Genomic DNA, 17,157 nt, shown 5'->3' with positions numbered 1-17,157 from the left:
CGTCCATTTGAGCTGCTCCTGTTATCATGTTTTTAACGTAGTCAGCGTGTCCTGGACAGTCAACGTGCGCATAGTGTCTTTTTTCTGTTTCGTACTCGATGTGAGCTGTGTTGATTGTGATTCCTCTTTCTTTTTCTTCTGGAGCTGCGTCGATGTTATCGAAGTCTACTCTTTGAGCTAGTCCTAAGTCTGATAATACTTTAGATATAGCTGCTGTTGTTGTTGTTTTTCCGTGGTCAACGTGTCCGATTGTTCCGATGTTAACGTGCGGTTTGCTTCTTTCGAATTTTTCTTTAGCCATTTAAATTCTCCTCCTAAGGTTTTTTATTTATTAGTTGTGGTTGGTGCAAAGCACCAACCTTTTTTATTTTATATTTTTATAAACAAAGGGTTATTATTTTCCTCTTTGCTCTTGGATAGCTTTTTGGATTGAAGCTGGTACTTGAGTGTACTCAGAGAATTCCATTGAGTAGTTAGCTCTTCCTTGAGATTTAGATCTTAAGTCAGTTGCATATCCGAACATTTCTGATAAAGGTACTTTAGCAGTTATGATCTTAGCACCATTTCTATCGATCATTCCACCGATCATTCCTCTTCTAGAGTTTAAGTCTCCGATGATATCTCCCATGTACTCTTCTGGAGTAGTTACTTCTACTTTGAATACTGGCTCAAGGATGATTGGGTTAGATTTTGCAGCAGCTTGTTTAACAGCCATTGATCCTGCAACTTTGAACGCCATCTCTGATGAGTCAACTTCGTGGTATGATCCATCATATAGAGTTACTTTTACATCAACCATAGGGTATCCTGCAACAACTCCACTTTCAAGAGCTTCTCTACATCCTTTTTCTACTGCAGGAATATACTCTCTAGGGATAACTCCTCCAGTGATTTTGTTAACAAACTCGAAGTCTTTACCAGGATTTGGCTCAAGGATAATTTTAACGTGTCCGTATTGTCCTCTTCCTCCTGATTGCTTAGCATATTTAACTTCTTGATCAGTAGTTCCTAAAATTGTCTCTCTGTAAGCAACTTGTGGTTTACCTACTGTAGATTCAACTTTAAACTCTCTCTTCATTCTATCTACGATAATTTCAAGGTGAAGTTCTCCCATTCCTGAAATTATTGTTTGTCCAGTTTCTTCATCAGTCTTAACTTTGAAAGTAGGGTCTTCCTCAGCTAGTTTTGATAAAGCGATTCCCATTTTCTCTTGGTCAGCTTTTGTTTTTGGCTCAACAGCAACTGAGATAACTGGCTCAGGGAATTCCATTTTCTCAAGAACGATTGGTGCATCTTCAGCACATAGAGTGTCTCCAGTAGTAGTTTCTTTTAATCCTACTGCTGCAGCGATATCTCCACAGTAAACTGCATCGATTTCTTCTCTTTTGTTAGCGTGCATTTGAAGAATTCTTCCCATTCTCTCTTTTTTACCTTTTGTAGAGTTTAGAACATAAGATCCTTTCTCTACGATTCCAGCATATACTCTAAAGAATGTTAACTTTCCAACAAATGGGTCAGTCATAACTTTGAATGCTAAAGCCGCGAATGGAGCATCGTCAGACATCTCTCTATCGATTTCGATAGAAGGATCTTTCATATCTGTTCCTTTTACCATTGCAACGTCTGTTGGAGCTGGCATGTAATCAACGATAGCGTCAAGTAATGCTTGAACTCCTTTATTTTTGAATGCAGTTCCACAAGTTACTGGAACGATTACGTTATCTATTGTAGCAACTCTTAGAGCTGATCTGATTTCCTCTTCAGTAATCTCTTCTCCACCAAAGAATTTTTCCATTAACTCATCGCTAGTTTCAACGATTGACTCTAGCATATGTTGTCTTAACTCTTCAGCTTGATCTTTTAATTCTGCTCTGATTTCTCTTATTTCGAAGTTTTGTCCGTTGTCTGAGTCAACTGGCCATACTACTTCATGCATTTTTATTAAATCTACTATTCCTTCGAAGTTGTCCTCTGCTCCGATTGGTAATTGAATAGGTACAGGATTTGCTCCTAATTTTTCTTTAATATCATTTACACACATGCTGAAGTCAGCACCAATTCTGTCCATTTTGTTGAAGAATGCAATTCTTGGTACTTTATATTTGTCAGCTTGTCTCCATACAGTTTCTGATTGAGGTTGTACTCCGTCAACTGCTGAGAATACTGCAACTGCTCCGTCTAGAACTCTAAGAGATCTTTCAACCTCTACTGTAAAGTCCACATGTCCTGGTGTGTCTATTATATTTATTCTATGTCCTCTCCAGAAACAAGTTGTAGCTGCTGAAGTAATTGTAATACCTCTTTCTTGCTCTTGCTCCATCCAGTCCATTGTAGCGGCTCCTTCGTGAACCTCTCCTAATTTGTGCTCTACTCCTGTATAGAATAGGATTCTTTCAGTAGTAGTAGTTTTTCCTGCGTCGATATGAGCCATGATTCCAACGTTTCTAGTCATATCTAATGAAACTTTCCTAGCCATTAAAAATTTCCTCCTCGAATTTTTTAAAACGAATTAATTGTCTATACAGAATAATTAGATTTTATAGTGTGCGAAAGCTCTGTTAGCTTCTGCCATTTTATATGTATCTTCTTTCTTCTTAATAGTAGCTCCCTCGTTGTTAGCTGCTGCGATTAATTCTGCTGCTAACTTCTCGATCATACCATACTCTTTTCTTTGTCTTGTGTAAAGAGTTAACCATCTGATAGCTAAAGTTTGTTGTCTATCTGCTTTAACTTCTACTGGTACTTGGTAAGTAGCTCCTCCAATTCTTCTTGATCTAACTTCGATTTGTGGTTTGATGTTTTCTAAAGCTTGTTTAAATACATCGTACCCCTCTTGACCAGTTTTCTCTTTTATTAAATCCATAGCTGAATAGAATATTCCTTCTGCTATTGCTTTTTTACCATCTAACATGATTGAGTTGATAACTTTAGTTACCACCTTATCAGAATATCTAGAATCAGGTAGTACATCTCTTTTTACTGCTGCTCTTCTTCTTGACATTTTTAACTGTTCACCTCCCTATAATTACGCTTTTTTAGCTCCATATTTAGATCTTGATTGTTTTCTCTTAGCAACTCCAGCTGTATCTAAAGCTCCTCTTATAACTTTATATCTAACCCCTGGTAAGTCTTTTGTTCTTCCTCCTCTTACAAGTACGATTGAGTGCTCTTGTAAGTTGTGTCCCTCTCCAGGAATATAACAAGTAACTTCGATTCCATTAGTTAATTTTACTCTGGCAACCTTTCTTAAAGCTGAGTTAGGTTTCTTAGGTGTAGTAGTATAAACTCTTACACAAACTCCTCTTCTTTGTGGGTTTCCTTGTAATGCTGGTGATTTTTTCTTTTCTGATAGAGTGTCTCTACCATTTTTTACTAATTGACTTAAAGTAGGCATTTTACCCTCCTTCCTAATTTTTTATTTATTTTAATATTTAATATAACTTAGATATTATAATGGTTTATTACCAAAAAGTCAATAAAAATATAGCTACATTTTATAAATCCTTCTTATTATATCATAATTTTTGAAAAATATAAAGCTATTTTTTATTATTTTTTATCTCTGTTTTCTCTTCTACCTTTAAAGTATTTGAATAAGATTTAAATATATCATTTAAATTATATTTTTCAATTAGAGAATTTATATAGTTTATCTTTTCAAGATTTATCTGTTGAAGTAATAATTGCTCTTTTATCTGCGGAAGAGCTATCTCAGGTGATATATTTTTCAATTGATCTTTATTTGCTTCATATATATTTATCACTTGTTCATCTGTTACTTTTGCTCTTTTAGTAGCTAACCTATTCAAATAAAATTCTATTTCTAAATTTTCTTTAGCTTCATCTAAAGCTTCTTTTTCTTCTCTATCATATTTATATCCATTCATATCTTTTAATATTGCCTTTTTTATCAATATTCCTGCTATTTCATTTTGATTATTTTCTACTTCTCTTATTTCTGATGGTGTCAATTCTATTTTAGAAGAAGTATTACTACACCCAATTAATACTACTGATAAAATTCCTAATAATATATATTTTCTCATCTTTACCATCTCCTTTTTACTTATTAATATTATACTATATTTTTTGCTTTTTCATCATATTAAAAAAGAGAAGATTTTACTCTTCTCTCTAAATACTCTCTTTTAACTCTTTCAATTCCTCTTCTAAACTCTCCCACTCTTCCATCATTGTCATTATCTCCATATCAAAATCTTCTAGTTCCTTTTGAATAGTAAGAAGTTTATCTAAGTCATTTACTCTTCCTGCCTCATTATACTCTTCCTCTTTTAGAGCTTTCTTCTCTTCCAGCTTAGCAAGAGTCTCTTCAGCTTTTACTATTTTTTTCTCAAGAGATGAGATTCTATTTTTATTTTTCTTTTGCTCCTCGTAGCTAAGTACAGCCTTATCCTTACTCTCATCTTTCGCCTTTATATTATCTCTCTGTTGTAAGTAGCTATTATAATCTCCTTTGAACATAACAGCTCCATCTTTTTTTATCTCATAGATACTATTTACAACACAGTCTAAGAAATTTCTATCGTGGGATACAACTAAGATAGTTCCTGTATAATCCTCAAGTGCCTCCTCTAATATCTCTCTAGAGTAGATATCTAAGTGGTTAGTCGGCTCGTCTAGTATTAAGAAGTTTGGTTTTTCTAGCATAAGTTTCATAAAAGCAACTCTAGCCTTCTCTCCTCCACTTAAACTTTTTATCTCCTTATATACATCATCTTCACTAAATAAAAATCCACCACAGATATTTCTTGCTTGCTCCTCACTTAGTGTAAAGTTATACATAAGTTCCTCTATGATAGTTCTATTTAGATTTAGTCCTTGGTGGTTTTGGTCATAGTAACCTATCTTTACTCTATCTCCTATTTTAAACTCTCCACTAGAAGCAGTTTCTAGTGAGTTTACTATCTTTAATAGTGTAGATTTTCCTACTCCGTTCTTTCCTATTATTCCTATTCTATCTCCTCTATAAACATCTAAGTTTATATTTGAAAATATTTTTTGCCCATCAAAAGATTTAGATAAATCCTTTATTCTCAATACTAAATCTACACTTGTCAAGTCAGTTTCAAATTTTAGCTTCATATTTTTTCTACTGATTACAGGATTTTCCATCTTCTCCATTCTGTTCAAAATCTTTTCTCTTCCTCTAGCCTGTTTAGATTTTACTCCTGCCTTATACCTTCTGATAAACTCTTCCATCTTTCTTATCTTATCTTGCTCTTTATCAAAAGCTTTTACAGCTCCTGTAATATAGGCTTCCTTTTGAATAGTATAGTCTGTATAGTTTCCATTGTAAGTTTTAAGAGTTTTTCCTTCCATCTCAAAAATTCTATTTACCACATTATCTAAGAAATATACGTCATGGGAAATTACCATTACAGCTTTTTTATAGTCTTTTAGCATCTTTTCAAGCCACTCTATTGCATTCAAATCCAAGTGGTTAGTTGGCTCGTCTAATATTAGAAGCTCTGGCTCTTCAAGTAGGATTTTTCCTAGAGCTACCCTTGACATCTGTCCTCCAGATAAATCTCCAACCTTATTATTCCAGAGGCTCTCTGCTAAACTAAGTCCATTTAAAATCTGTTTAACCTTATACTCAACAGCATATCCCTCATTTTGCTCATATCTAGCTGTAATCTTTCCTAGCTCTTCCATAGTCTTATCAAAGTCATCTAAATTTTCAGCTAAGATTATATTTAGCTCCTGTATTCTATGGTAGTCCTGTCTAAGATTATCAAATACAGTCATTAGCTCTTCAAATACGGTATTCTCTTTATTTAAATTTGGATTTTGAGAAAGGTATCCTATTTTTAATCCACCTTTTTTAGCAATAGTTCCTCTCTGATTTGTAGCAGGGTCTACCTCATCATATTCCAGCCCTAAAAGTATCTTTATTAGAGTAGATTTTCCTGCTCCATTTATTCCTATTATTCCTATCTTATCCTTTTCATCTACCGAGAAACTTATATTTTTAAATAGTGTTTCCCCTGAAAATCCCATATATAAATCATTAACTTGTAAAAGTGCCATCTCTAAATTTCCTTTCAAAAAATTTTATCATTCTATTTATTATAGCATATTTTTTTTAATATTCCTCTTATAAAAATAACTTCTTTATATAAATTAATTTAACTATACTTTTATATGAAAATTTTCTCAATACTTCACTATATATAATTATTATTTATCTTGTATTATTATATTTATATTATTATACTTCTTCTTTTCACGAATAGGATAGGAATTTTTTTGTGAATACCCTCCCCATTTTTTTATTACTAGGGTAGGAATCTTTTAATACCTAGGTATCTTTTTCCTAGTTATTTTTTCTTAACTCTCTTTAGGATAAATCTTATTAACAGTACCATAGATTACTGGGAAAATAAATAGTGTAAGCATAGTTGAAGCAAATAATCCAAAGATTATAGTAGCTGCCATATCTCCATAAAGTGGATCCCATAATAGTGGTATCATTCCAAATATTGTAGTAAGAGCTGCTAGTCCTACTGATCTTATTCTGCTTACAGCAGAATCTACTAAGGCTATAAATCTATCTTTCTTAAGTACATCTATCTCATAGTTAATCTCATCCATCATAACAATTACATTTTTTATCATCATTCCTGTCAATGAAAGAGCTCCTATTATTGACATAAATCCAAAGCTTTTTCCTGTGATAGCAAGTCCTGGTGCTATTCCTATCATAGCTAATGGTAAAGTTATTGCTATAAGTATAGGAGTCTTTATATTAGCAAAAAGTAAAACACAGATTATAAGCATAAGTATTGCTGGTACTGGTGTAGCCATAGCTATTGCCATATTATTTTTTTCCTGTTCATAAGCCTCTCCCAACCATTTCATACTATACCCTTTTGGTAACTCCATCTTTTCTATCCTATCCTTAAACTCTTTTCTTACATCTTCAGCTGCCACCCCCACTGGTACATCACACTGAACAGTTATAGTTCTCACTCTATCTCTTCTCCATACCTGTCCCTCTTCAAATACAAATTCTCCTCCATTAGTTACAGAAGATAGTGGTTGTGCTTCTAAACTCAATCCCCAGATTGGAGTTTGCTCTATATTAGTTAATTGGTTTTTCTCTTCATTTCCCTTCTCTTTTAATAAAACAGTAACCTGTTTATCATCTTGTTTTATCTTACCTATTGGCATTCCCTCTCCACTTCTCATAAGTCCTGTTCCTAAATCCAGTGGAGAGATATTAGCTCTTCTTCCCTTTGCTTGAGAGTAGTCTGCTTCCCAAGCAAGTAACTTATTTCTCCAGTTATTTTTTACATTTAAAGCTCTTGGAGAAGTTTTCATTATATTCATAGCCTCTTGAGCCAAATTTCTAAGTACTTGTGGGTCTGGTCCCGAAAAAGCTATCTCTATTGGATATTGTGCTGGTACTCCATTAGGATATTTTTTTACACTTACAGTTACTCCAGCTATATTTTCATTGGCAAAGTCTACTGCCTTTGCTCCCACTCTCTCTACATCTTTTACTTTTTTTACATTTAATATAAGCTGAGCAAAAGATGGGTTAGGCATCTCTGGGATAGTAGCTGTGTAATATCTTGATGGAGAAGCCCCTATGGTAGTAGTTATATTTACCACTCCCTCATCTTGTAAAAGATAATCTTTTAACTTTTTACTAGCTTCCTCTATTATCTCAGTCTTACTTCCCTCTGGTGCCCACATATTAATAGTAAATCCCTTTTTATCCGAATCAGGGAAAAATGTTTTAGGTATAGCTAAAAATAGTAAACAACTTCCTAAAAAAGCTCCTATCAATATAGTAAGTACAATCTTTCTTCTATTTAAAAGTGTAATTAAAAATCTCTTAGCTTTCTCATAGAATTTTTTCTCTCTTTCACTTTCTTCAGGAACCTTTCCACCTTCAAGATAGAGTTTACAATATACTGGTGTCTGAGTAAGACATAGTACCCAACTAAGTAGAAGAGATATTCCTATTACCCAAAAAGATGAGCTCACATATTCCCCTACATATGTAGGCATAATTGCCCCTGGTAAAAATGCTATAGCTGCTATTAAAGTAGCTCCCAATAGTGGAATAGCTGGCTTATACGTAGACTCCTTTAGCGCTTCTTCCATTGCCATTCCTTTACTTCTTCTTACAAGGACACCATCTACTATAACTATGGAGTTATCTACTAACATTCCCATAGCTATTATAAATGAACCTAAAGATACCCTTTGCATATCTATTTTCATTCCATACATAAAGATAAGTGTTCCTAGAATTGAAAGAACAAGCCCACTTCCTATTATAAGTCCACTTCTCATACCCATAGTGAAAAGTAGTACTCCTACTACTGTAATTACTGATAATATTAAATTGATTACAAAATTATCTATTGCAGAAGTTACTAAATCTGGTTGATAATATACCTTCTCTATATTTATCCCCACTGGAAGTTTTTCCTTTATCTCTTCTATTTTTCTATCTATCTCCTCTCCAGTTTTTACAACATTTGTTCCCTTTTCTGGAGATAGAGATATACCCATAGCCATCTTATTGTTGAAATACATTTTTTGAGTAATTGGTTCTACATACCCCTCTTTTATAGTAGCTACATCTGCTAATCTCACTATCTGATTACTTCCATCAGGTAGTTTTTTAGAAAATACCACTAAGTTTTCTAAATCTTTTAAAGATTTTACTTCATTATTTAATCTTATAGGAACTCTTAGATTTCCATAGTCTACTACCCCTCCTCCTGAAATTAGATTTTCACTAAGCAGAGTAGTAGCTATAAGTTTTGTATTAAGTCCCATAGAGTTAATCTTTTCTCTATCTATTATTACATTAATGGCATCACTTGTCTTTCCAAAAATAGCTACTTGAGTAATTCCTGATATAGAGTTTAACTCCTTTGTAATATATTCAGTATATTTTTGTAGCTCTGAATGTGTATACCCATCACTAGTTACAGCTAGAAACATTCCATATACAGAACCATAGTCATCTAAAACAATAGATGGTAGTGTCCCCAATGGAAGAGACAACTTAGCATCATTTACTTTTTTTCTTAAATTATCCCAATACTGTTCTACCTCATCAGCAGGAATTCCTTCATCTAATTTTATCTTTACCTCTGAATACCCAGGTTTAGATACAGATTGAATATAGTCTATGTTAGGTAACTTATTCACTGCCTCCTCTATCTTATCTGTTACCTGTAACTCCACTGTATGTGCATCAGCTTCTGGATAAAGAGTTATTACCAAAGCTTCCTTTATCTTAAATTCTGGGTCCTCTAATTTACCCAATTTGTTGTAGGAAAATATTCCTCCTATTATCAAGAGAAAAACTAAAAATCTTACAACTACTGTATTTTTTATCGAGTAATCTATAAATTTCATATTCTCCTCCTATAATACTTTTCCAACATTTGTCTCAGTAAATGGTTGTAACTCCTTTACTTTCTGCTCTTCACTCAACTCGTGTACCCCTCTAGTTACAACCTTCTCTCCTACTTCCACTCCTGATATGATTATCTTACCATTATCATATGGAGCTACCATCTCTACCTCTTTACTTACAACCTTTCCATCTGAGTATACCCAAACTCTACTCTTTCCATCTCTCTCAAAGATTGCCTCTACTGGAATAGTTACCTCATCTCTTCCCTCAGTATCACTCTTTAATTTTACCATTCCCATTGTATCTACTAAAACATCATTACTATTTTCTATAAAGTTAAAAGTTACAGGGTAAGTCATCTTTCCAACACTCATTACTTTTCCTATCTCAGCTACTTGTAGTTTATAATGCTTATTATCAATAATAAACTCTCCTACTCCACTTTCTATTCCCTTTATATCTCTTTCAGATACATTTATTCTCACTTGTTTACTACTTTCAGAGGATATTGCTACAACAGGTATTCCAGCTCCTACAACACTTCCCTCTCCCATTATTTTTTTACTTATATATCCATCATAAGGAGCTTTCAACTCTGTATCTTTCAATTGGTTTTTACAATTCTCCACTCCTTGTAAAGCCTCTTGATATTGAGACAACATAGCTAACTCTCCAGCACTTGCAGATTTTACTCCAGCTAATGCCTCATCATAACTTTTCTTAGGAATAGCCTTCTCTTTATAAAGAGTTTCCACTCTTTGATATTGCTTTCTAGCATTTTCAGCTACAGCCTTAGCTGATTCGTAAGCTCCTTTTGCTACCTTACTCTTATTTTCAAAGGCTTTTAGCTGAACTTCATAATCTCTTTTATCCATTCTAGCTATCACATCGCCTTTTTTTACAAAGCTTCCAATCTCTACTTCCATTTTTTCAATAGCCCCTGCCACTCTAAATGACAGTAATGTCTCATTTTCTGAAATTACAATAGCTGGATATTCTAAATACAACTTTTGTGGAAGAGATGACACTACCTCTGTTTGTACAGGTCTAATTACCTCTTTTATCTCTTTTTCACATCCTAATAGTGCAACTCCTAATATAAATATCATAATTTTTAATTTCATAACCCTAATTTCCTCCTCTAAATGGTGCTTTACCCATAGCTATACTAAGTGCTCCTAAAGCCATTTCATATTGATACTGTACCTTCTCTTTTAGACTGAGAGCTTCATTATACTCAGCCAATGCTTTGTAATACTCCTCGTCTCCTATCATCTCTACTCTTCTCTCCACTTTTCTCTGATTTAGCTTACCTATCTCTGCTTCATAGTTTAATCTTGCCATTCTCCATAGTTCTTGAGTAGTCTTTACATTTTCATAAGCCTTAGTTACCTCTAATACAGTAGTCATAAACTGCTTTTCTAAAGTAAGCTCTCCAATTTTTTCTCTTCTTACAGCTTTTTTATACTCATTAACATTTTTAAATCCATTGAATATGGAAATCACTCCTGTTACATTTCCAAAAAGAAAATCAGGGTCAGCTAAAGTCTGGTTACTATTATTTATATATCCTCCACCTAAAACTATCTTAGGTAAAAAATTAGTTATAGCAATTTTCTTTAAATCCTCATTTATCTCTTTTCCCTTTTCTGTTATCTGTAAAATCTCATTTCCATTGAGAGCATTATATATACAATCTTCCAAAGTAGGTAATTCTACCTCTACACTCTCAATACTCTCCAACTTTATATCCTCTTGTAAGTTTAGATTAAGAGTTCTTTTTAAATTCATTTTTGCTATTTTTAAATCTCTCTCATTTTTATTTAGAGCTATCTTTTGACTCTCTACTAGAGCTTGTACCTTTTGTAATTCCCACTCTAATACTCCCTCTACCTTTAAAGAAGTTTCCACTTTCTTCTCTAGTTCCTGTGAAGATTTCAAATTATTTATAAGGGTATCTCTTTCAGTTTCCAAAGCTAGTATGTAGAAATACTCACTCATTACTTGAAGTTGTAACATCTTATCAGCAAAACTCTCAGCTAATTTACTGATATCCTCTCCCTTTTGTCTAGCACTATATAAGTACCAAGTAGATGGAACAAATATAGGTATCTGTGCAGTTACACCAGTAGTATAAAAGCTCTCATCTATAAGCTTAGTTTCCAATGAAGATGGGAATTTTATTGGTATTTGTGGTGGAAGTTGAGGCAAATTTAATCCCATCTCTATATTAATATTATCATCTAACCTTGTATAACTTCCTCCTAAAGTTATAGATGGTAAAAAGTTTCCAAAGGCTATCTTTTTATCTAAAGTAGCTATCTCTCTTTCTAGCTCCTTTATTCTCAAATCTAAATTTCTCTCTTTTGCTATTTCAAGAGTCTCCTCTAAAGATAAAGTATTTCCATATTTTTCCAAATACTCTCTCTCCTCTTGTGCCGTTACAAATTTTTCCTCCTTTACTTGAGTATTATTACACCCAACTATAACTAGAGAAAGAAAAATTATTAAACTTTTTAGTTTCATAGTTCCTCTCCTTTTTAGACCTATAAGTCTAATTTATTCTGTTTCAAGTATTCCATATAACATTATATCTATCCACTTCTCTGTTGTTTTGTTATACTCTTGAGAAAGTTCTTCTATTTCCTCGCCTCCTTGAGCTTTACCATAAAATTTTTCATTGAGCATATTTTGAATAACATCTAATAAAAATATAACCTCCTCTGGCTTTAATCCGTGTCTAATTTTTATTTTTTTTAAGATTTTCATAGAAAAATCATAGTTTAAATCATCTAATCTTTTAGTTATCTTTTTTATCTCTGTTTTTAAATGCTCTGGCATCTTAAATAAGGTATTAAAAAATATCTTTTGTAAAAGAGGATACTCTCTAAAAAAATGATATCTAATATCTAAAAAACTTTTTATCTCCTCTCTCCAATCTTCTATCTCTTTTAATCTATTTTTATAGTAGTCTAACATAGTGTCATAACAATAACTTATACATAGGAGATAAAGCTCATCTTTATCTTTAAAATGATGATACATCACTCCCTTAGAAATATTTCCTGCTGTGCATATTCTATTGATAGAAGATTTCTCATAGCTATAATTTGCAAACTCATTTAAAGCTACTTGAAGTATCTTAAAACGAACTATCATACTTTTATTTCTCTGTTTCATTTCTCTCCCTTCACAAAATTAGACTTACTAGTTCAATTTCTATATGATATAATATTAACATATTTATTGAGAATTATCTATTAATATTTTGAGGAGGTTATATGTTTTATAAAATTTTACTTTTCCTCTGCCTATCTCTCTCAATATTCTCACAGGAATATCAGAGTAAAGAGCAGAGAATAGATGCTATAAATCAAGAGATAAATATGCTTATGGAGAAAAAGGAGAGATTGGAAAATCTCAAAGAAAAAATTTCTAAAAGTAGTTCTGATAAAATTCTTGATGGAGAGTTTAACTCTCGTCCTAAGATTGCTCTAGTTTTAAGTGGTGGTGGAGCAAAAGGAGCTGCACATATTGGAGTTCTAAAAATTCTAGAGGAGTATAAAATCCCTGTGGACTTTATTGTGGGAACAAGTGCAGGGAGTATTATAGGTGCTATGTACTCAGTAGGATACTCCCCTGATGAGATAGAAAAAACTATTCTTGAAATGAACTTTTTTGCTCTTATGAATAATAATAAAGATAGGACTTTAAGAACCATTGAAGACAAATTTGCAAGTGAAAAATACCCTTTTAAAGTCAATATTGATAAAAATATGAATCTATCTTTGCCTATGGGATTTTTAAATGGAGAGTATATCTATCTTCAGTTAAAAAATATTTTTAGTAGAGCTGAAAATATTAAAAACTTTGATAATCTCCCTATTCCATACAGAGCTATTACCACAAATCTAAATACTGGAGAGGAAGTAATAGTCAACAATGGAGATTTAGCCCTTGCCACTTTTAAGAGTATGGCTATACCAAGTTTTTTAGAACCTGTACAAGATGGAGATAATTTCTATGTCGATGGTGGAGTTACTAATAATCTTCCTGTAGATACTGCTATTGAGATGGGAGCAGATATAGTAATTGCTGTAGATATTGGAGCTAATCCCTCTGAAATTGGAAATAACTCCAATGTAGTAGCAGTTCTTGATAAAATCTCTACTTATAATGGAAATAAAAATGTAAAATTCCAAAAGAAAATAGCTGATATACTTATTGTTCCCAATGTAAAAGAGCACAATACCATTGATTTCTCTAATTTAAACAGTTTAGTTCAAGAGGGAGAGGAAGCTGCATTAAAATTTGATTACCTATTAAAAAATCTCTCTTATAATAAAGAGTTCAATGAACAAAAAAATAGAAAACTTGAAGAGAATAACTTTAAGATTTCAAATATAAAGTTGGTAGGAAACTCTATCCTCACTGAAAAAAAAGTAATGAATCTAGTTCCTAAAAAAGATAATGGTATCTACAACAAAGATGAGATTGAGCTTTGGGTAAAAAAAATCTATGCTATCCCATATATAGAAAAGGTTTATTATGAAGTAAATGAAAAAGAGATTACTTTTACAATAAAAGAAAAAGATAGTATCAATGTAGGTACTTCTCTTAACTATATCTCAGACTATGGAGCTTCTGTAAAAATATCTACTACTGTTCCTAACTTTGGAATTTGGACACAAAACTATACTCTTACAGCTGAAGTATCAAAATATCCAAAAGTTACACTCAATACAGTCTCTTTCTATGAGATGGGTAATTTTAAATTACTCGGTTCATTGGACTTAGGATATAAAAATTTTCCTTATTTTATCTATAAAGATGGAGATAAAATCTCTACATATAAAAGCGAGATATTTACTAGTAAATTTGTTATAGGAAGTACATTTTCTAATAGTGTTGTTTCTGGATTTGAATTAGGTTATGAAAACTATCAAACTAATTACTACGAAGGGGATAAAACATATACTGATTTTAAAGGAAATAAGCAGTTTGCTTTTCTAAAACCTTTTCTCTATTTAGATACTTTAGATAATAAAGCTTTTCCTTCTAAGGGAACATCTCTTTTCTTAATCTCTTTCACAGGAGAAGAGCTTAAAAAACAAGAGAATTATAGTGGATTTTCAGGAGTATTATCTTTGAACTTTCCTCTTACTAAAAAACTTTCCTTCTCATTGGGAGGTAGCTTAGGAAAAGTATCAGGCGAAGGTTTAGGAAACAATAAATTATTTAGAATAGGGGGGGATAAAAATTCTGAAATAAGTTATGCTTTTACAGGACTCCCTGTTATGGGTAGATATGCTGATGAATTTTATATAGGAACTTTTGGATTGAAATATAATCTTTCTGAAACACTATATCTACTAACTAAATACAATGTAATTACATACTCAGATGCCGACCTCTCTTTCCAAAAAAAATCAGAGATTTGGAAAGATAAAAAATATGGATATGGTGGTGGAATTGGTTGGGATACATTCTTAGGACCTATTACTTTTATGATTTCTAATAACATTGATAACTCTTCTCCACTATTTGAATTATATTTAGGGCATACTTTTTAATTTGCTATACAAAATATATAATTTATAAATTTTTTGAACTTGACTTTTTTTAAAATTAATAGTATCATTTTATAGGATATCTTTTTAGGTATCCTATATTTTTTAACAATTACTTTGTAAAACTAAATTTTAGATATAAATATTTTAAGGAGGATAAGTTATTATGATGTATTATATGAATGCTGGAGGACCATTAATGTGGGTATTACTACTAATGTCTATCACTGCTTTAACTATTATTTTAGATAGAGCTTTTTTCTTTTTTAAAAAGGAAGGCACTCATAATAGAAACTTTGAGAAAGATATAATTAAAGAGGTACAAAATGGAAATATTGATGGAGCTATCTCTATCTGTGAGAAGGAAAAAAACTCTGTTGGATATGTAGTAAAAGGTTTTCTAACTCGTTGTGAAAAAAATATGGATTTCCACTACTATGACCAACTTTTAAAAGAGATAGCCTTTGATGAGATAAGTTCTCTTGAAAGAAGATTACACCTTCTTGGACTTATAGGAAATATGGCTACTATGGTTGGTTTACTAGGAACAGTTACGGGTATGATTAAAGCTTTTAAAAATTTGGCTACATTTGGTGCTGGAGATCCTACTATTGTTGCTGGTGGAATATCAGAAGCTCTTATTACAACTGCTAGCGGATTAATCATTGCTATCCCTACTATATTTGCCTATAACATATTTTCTAAAAAAATAGAGAATGCTGAAGGAGATATTGACAAAATCACTACTATAATTATAAATATCTTAACTGGTAAAAAATAGGTGATAGTATGGGAAGATTCAGAAAAAAAAGAGGGATTACCCCTATGGATATGACTCCATTTATCGATATAGTTTTTCTACTAATTATCTTCTTTATGGTTTCTACAACATTCAACAAATATGGAAATATTGATATAGATTTACCAAGTGCCAACGTTGAAAATACCAACCAAGATAATAAAAGTATAGAGATTATTATAGATAAAAATGGAAAATACTTTATAAACAAAGATGGACAAACAAACCCAATTGAGATAGAAAATCTTGGAGCTTTATTACAAGGAGTAAAAGAGGTCACTATCTCTGGAGATAAAGAATTAAAATATCAGGTTATTATGGATACAGTTTCTAAAGTAAAAAATGCTGGTGTAGAAAATTTAGGAATAAACTTCTATGAGTAAAAAAGATAACATACTCTATTTTTTCCTACTAGCTCTAGTTTTTCATCTTTCTCTTTTCATAGTCAGAGAAAGAGGAGTAAAAGGTGATGCTCCTGTCTCTCTAAAAAGTAATAGTGCTCCTATATCTGTAAAGATAAAAAGCCCAGTTATTAGAAAGGAAGCAGTTGTAGTAAAAAAAGAGGTTACTCCACCTACTCCTAAAGAAGAGAAAAAACCTGAGCCTAAAAAAATAGAGCCACCTAAAAAAGATATTATAAAACCTGATATTAAAAGTAAGATAAAAGATAAAAAGAAAAAAATAGAGGAAAAAAAGGCTGAACCTATTCCTCCTAAAACTACCCCTAACACAGAAAAAATTCCCTCTACTCCTACTGCTGAACAAGAGATTTTAGCTAGTGGTAATTTTAGTATTGGTAAAGATGGAATTTTTACTGCTGCTTCATCTGAAGGTATTGAATATAAGATACTTAAACAAGTTGACCCTGACTATCCTGTACAAGCTGAAAGGATTAGATATAAAAAGAAAGTGGTTATAACTGCTAGATTTTTAGTTGGATTAAAAGGTGAAGTTGAAAAAATCAATATTATCAACTCCCATGAAAAATTTGGCTTTGATAAAGAGGTAGAGAAAGCTTTAAAACAGTGGAAATTTCATCCTATATACTATAAAAATAAAAATATTAAAGTTTATTTTACGAAAGACTTTATTTTCGAACCTAAATAATTTTTTATAATAAAAAAAGCTGAGTAGCATTAAAAAAATGCTTTACTCAGCTCTCTTTTTTTGTATAATATAGTCACCAAACAAAATATACAAAAGGAGATATACATGCTTTTAAAACACATATTCTCCAATATTAATATATCAAATCTTTTAACTCATGTCAAAAAATATTTTTACTATAATCATTTTCTTTACATTGAAGAGACTATTCAAAAATTTCTTGCTTGTTCAATTGATAAAGCTTTCATTGTTTATCAATGCCCTCTGTGCGG

The 17,157-nt window shown here is 32.0% G+C and carries 14 protein-coding genes; 4 read left to right on the top strand and 10 right to left on the bottom strand.

What is annotated here, in order from left to right:
- From FMAG_RS01160 to FMAG_RS01115, 10 genes are all read right to left on the bottom strand, one after another.
- A partial coding sequence (locus FMAG_RS01160) for a GTP-binding protein (RefSeq protein ID WP_005883288.1) occupies positions 1 to 301 on the bottom strand: 301 nt, incomplete at its 3' end.
- A gap of 93 nt (positions 302 to 394) precedes the next feature.
- Complete coding sequence (gene fusA, locus FMAG_RS01155) at positions 395 to 2,476, bottom strand: elongation factor G (protein ID WP_005883287.1); 2,082 nt, start codon at positions 2,474 to 2,476, stop codon at positions 395 to 397.
- 54 nt (positions 2,477 to 2,530) lie between these two features.
- On the bottom strand, positions 2,531 to 3,001 hold the full coding sequence (gene rpsG, locus FMAG_RS01150; RefSeq protein WP_005883286.1) for a 30S ribosomal protein S7: 471 nt from the start codon (positions 2,999 to 3,001) through the stop codon (positions 2,531 to 2,533).
- 24 nt (positions 3,002 to 3,025) lie between these two features.
- Complete coding sequence (gene rpsL / locus FMAG_RS01145) at positions 3,026 to 3,394, bottom strand: 30S ribosomal protein S12 (protein ID WP_005883285.1); 369 nt, start codon at positions 3,392 to 3,394, stop codon at positions 3,026 to 3,028.
- 145 nt (positions 3,395 to 3,539) lie between these two features.
- Positions 3,540 to 4,046: a hypothetical protein gene (locus tag FMAG_RS01140; RefSeq protein WP_005883283.1), complete on the bottom strand. Its 507-nt coding sequence runs from the start codon at positions 4,044 to 4,046 to the stop codon at positions 3,540 to 3,542.
- Between the two features lie 88 nt (positions 4,047 to 4,134).
- Positions 4,135 to 6,051: an ABC-F family ATP-binding cassette domain-containing protein gene (locus FMAG_RS01135; protein ID WP_005883282.1), complete on the bottom strand. Its 1,917-nt coding sequence runs from the start codon at positions 6,049 to 6,051 to the stop codon at positions 4,135 to 4,137.
- 300 nt (positions 6,052 to 6,351) lie between these two features.
- The gene (locus FMAG_RS01130) at positions 6,352 to 9,408 is read right to left on the bottom strand and encodes an efflux RND transporter permease subunit (protein ID WP_005883280.1); all 3,057 of its coding nucleotides are present in this window, start codon (positions 9,406 to 9,408) and stop codon (positions 6,352 to 6,354) included.
- Between the two features lie 9 nt (positions 9,409 to 9,417).
- Positions 9,418 to 10,533, bottom strand: coding sequence for an efflux RND transporter periplasmic adaptor subunit (locus FMAG_RS01125; protein ID WP_005883278.1), 1,116 nt, complete (start codon positions 10,531 to 10,533; stop codon positions 9,418 to 9,420).
- A gap of 4 nt (positions 10,534 to 10,537) precedes the next feature.
- Positions 10,538 to 11,935: a TolC family protein gene (locus FMAG_RS01120; protein WP_005883276.1), complete on the bottom strand. Its 1,398-nt coding sequence runs from the start codon at positions 11,933 to 11,935 to the stop codon at positions 10,538 to 10,540.
- Between the two features lie 33 nt (positions 11,936 to 11,968).
- Entirely contained in the window at positions 11,969 to 12,589 is a 621-nt protein-coding gene (locus tag FMAG_RS01115) for a TetR/AcrR family transcriptional regulator (RefSeq protein WP_005883274.1), read from the bottom strand.
- Between the two features lie 101 nt (positions 12,590 to 12,690).
- Here FMAG_RS01115 and FMAG_RS01110 point away from each other — a divergent pair, with 101 nt between their 5' ends.
- The 4 genes from FMAG_RS01110 (at position 12,691) to FMAG_RS01095 (ending at position 16,885) form a co-directional block, all read left to right on the top strand.
- A complete protein-coding gene (locus tag FMAG_RS01110) occupies positions 12,691 to 14,982 on the top strand; it encodes a patatin-like phospholipase family protein (protein ID WP_005883272.1) in 2,292 nt (763 codons plus the stop codon).
- 163 nt (positions 14,983 to 15,145) lie between these two features.
- On the top strand, positions 15,146 to 15,760 hold the full coding sequence (locus tag FMAG_RS01105) for a MotA/TolQ/ExbB proton channel family protein (protein WP_005883270.1): 615 nt from the start codon (positions 15,146 to 15,148) through the stop codon (positions 15,758 to 15,760).
- A gap of 8 nt (positions 15,761 to 15,768) precedes the next feature.
- Positions 15,769 to 16,161 carry an ExbD/TolR family protein gene (locus FMAG_RS01100; protein ID WP_040493497.1) on the top strand — a complete coding sequence of 131 codons (393 nt, stop codon included), beginning with the start codon at positions 15,769 to 15,771 and terminating at the stop codon, positions 16,159 to 16,161.
- A complete protein-coding gene (locus FMAG_RS01095; protein ID WP_005883266.1) occupies positions 16,154 to 16,885 on the top strand; it encodes a TonB family protein in 732 nt (243 codons plus the stop codon). The genes FMAG_RS01100 and FMAG_RS01095 overlap by 8 nt, the downstream gene beginning before the upstream one ends.
- Positions 16,886 to 17,157: the final 272 nt, after the last annotated feature.

It is taken from the genome of Fusobacterium mortiferum ATCC 9817 (assembly GCF_000158195.2).
Classification (GTDB): Bacteria; Fusobacteriota; Fusobacteriia; order Fusobacteriales; family Fusobacteriaceae; genus Fusobacterium_A; species Fusobacterium_A mortiferum.
The sequence above is the reverse complement of the archived record's forward strand: the minus strand, read 5'-3'. Positions and strand labels throughout refer to the sequence as shown.

What these genes read in the sequence shown, in the direction of transcription:
- fusA (WP_005883287.1), bottom strand. Translation starts at nt 2,476, where the DNA reads ATGGCTAGGAAAGTTTCATTAGATATGACTAGAAACGTTGGAATCATG.
- rpsG (WP_005883286.1), bottom strand. Translation starts at nt 3,001, where the DNA reads ATGTCAAGAAGAAGAGCAGCAGTAAAAAGAGATGTACTACCTGATTCT.
- rpsL (WP_005883285.1), bottom strand. Translation starts at nt 3,394, where the DNA reads ATGCCTACTTTAAGTCAATTAGTAAAAAATGGTAGAGACACTCTATCA.
- FMAG_RS01140 (WP_005883283.1), bottom strand. Translation starts at nt 4,046, where the DNA reads ATGAGAAAATATATATTATTAGGAATTTTATCAGTAGTATTAATTGGG.
- FMAG_RS01135 (WP_005883282.1), bottom strand. Translation starts at nt 6,051, where the DNA reads ATGGCACTTTTACAAGTTAATGATTTATATATGGGATTTTCAGGGGAA.
- FMAG_RS01130 (WP_005883280.1), bottom strand. Translation starts at nt 9,408, where the DNA reads ATGAAATTTATAGATTACTCGATAAAAAATACAGTAGTTGTAAGATTT.
- FMAG_RS01125 (WP_005883278.1), bottom strand. Translation starts at nt 10,533, where the DNA reads ATGAAATTAAAAATTATGATATTTATATTAGGAGTTGCACTATTAGGA.
- FMAG_RS01120 (WP_005883276.1), bottom strand. Translation starts at nt 11,935, where the DNA reads ATGAAACTAAAAAGTTTAATAATTTTTCTTTCTCTAGTTATAGTTGGG.
- FMAG_RS01115 (WP_005883274.1), bottom strand. Translation starts at nt 12,589, where the DNA reads ATGAAACAGAGAAATAAAAGTATGATAGTTCGTTTTAAGATACTTCAA.
- FMAG_RS01110 (WP_005883272.1), top strand. Translation starts at nt 12,691, where the DNA reads ATGTTTTATAAAATTTTACTTTTCCTCTGCCTATCTCTCTCAATATTC.
- FMAG_RS01105 (WP_005883270.1), top strand. Translation starts at nt 15,146, where the DNA reads ATGATGTATTATATGAATGCTGGAGGACCATTAATGTGGGTATTACTA.
- FMAG_RS01100 (WP_040493497.1), top strand. Translation starts at nt 15,769, where the DNA reads ATGGGAAGATTCAGAAAAAAAAGAGGGATTACCCCTATGGATATGACT.
- FMAG_RS01095 (WP_005883266.1), top strand. Translation starts at nt 16,154, where the DNA reads ATGAGTAAAAAAGATAACATACTCTATTTTTTCCTACTAGCTCTAGTT.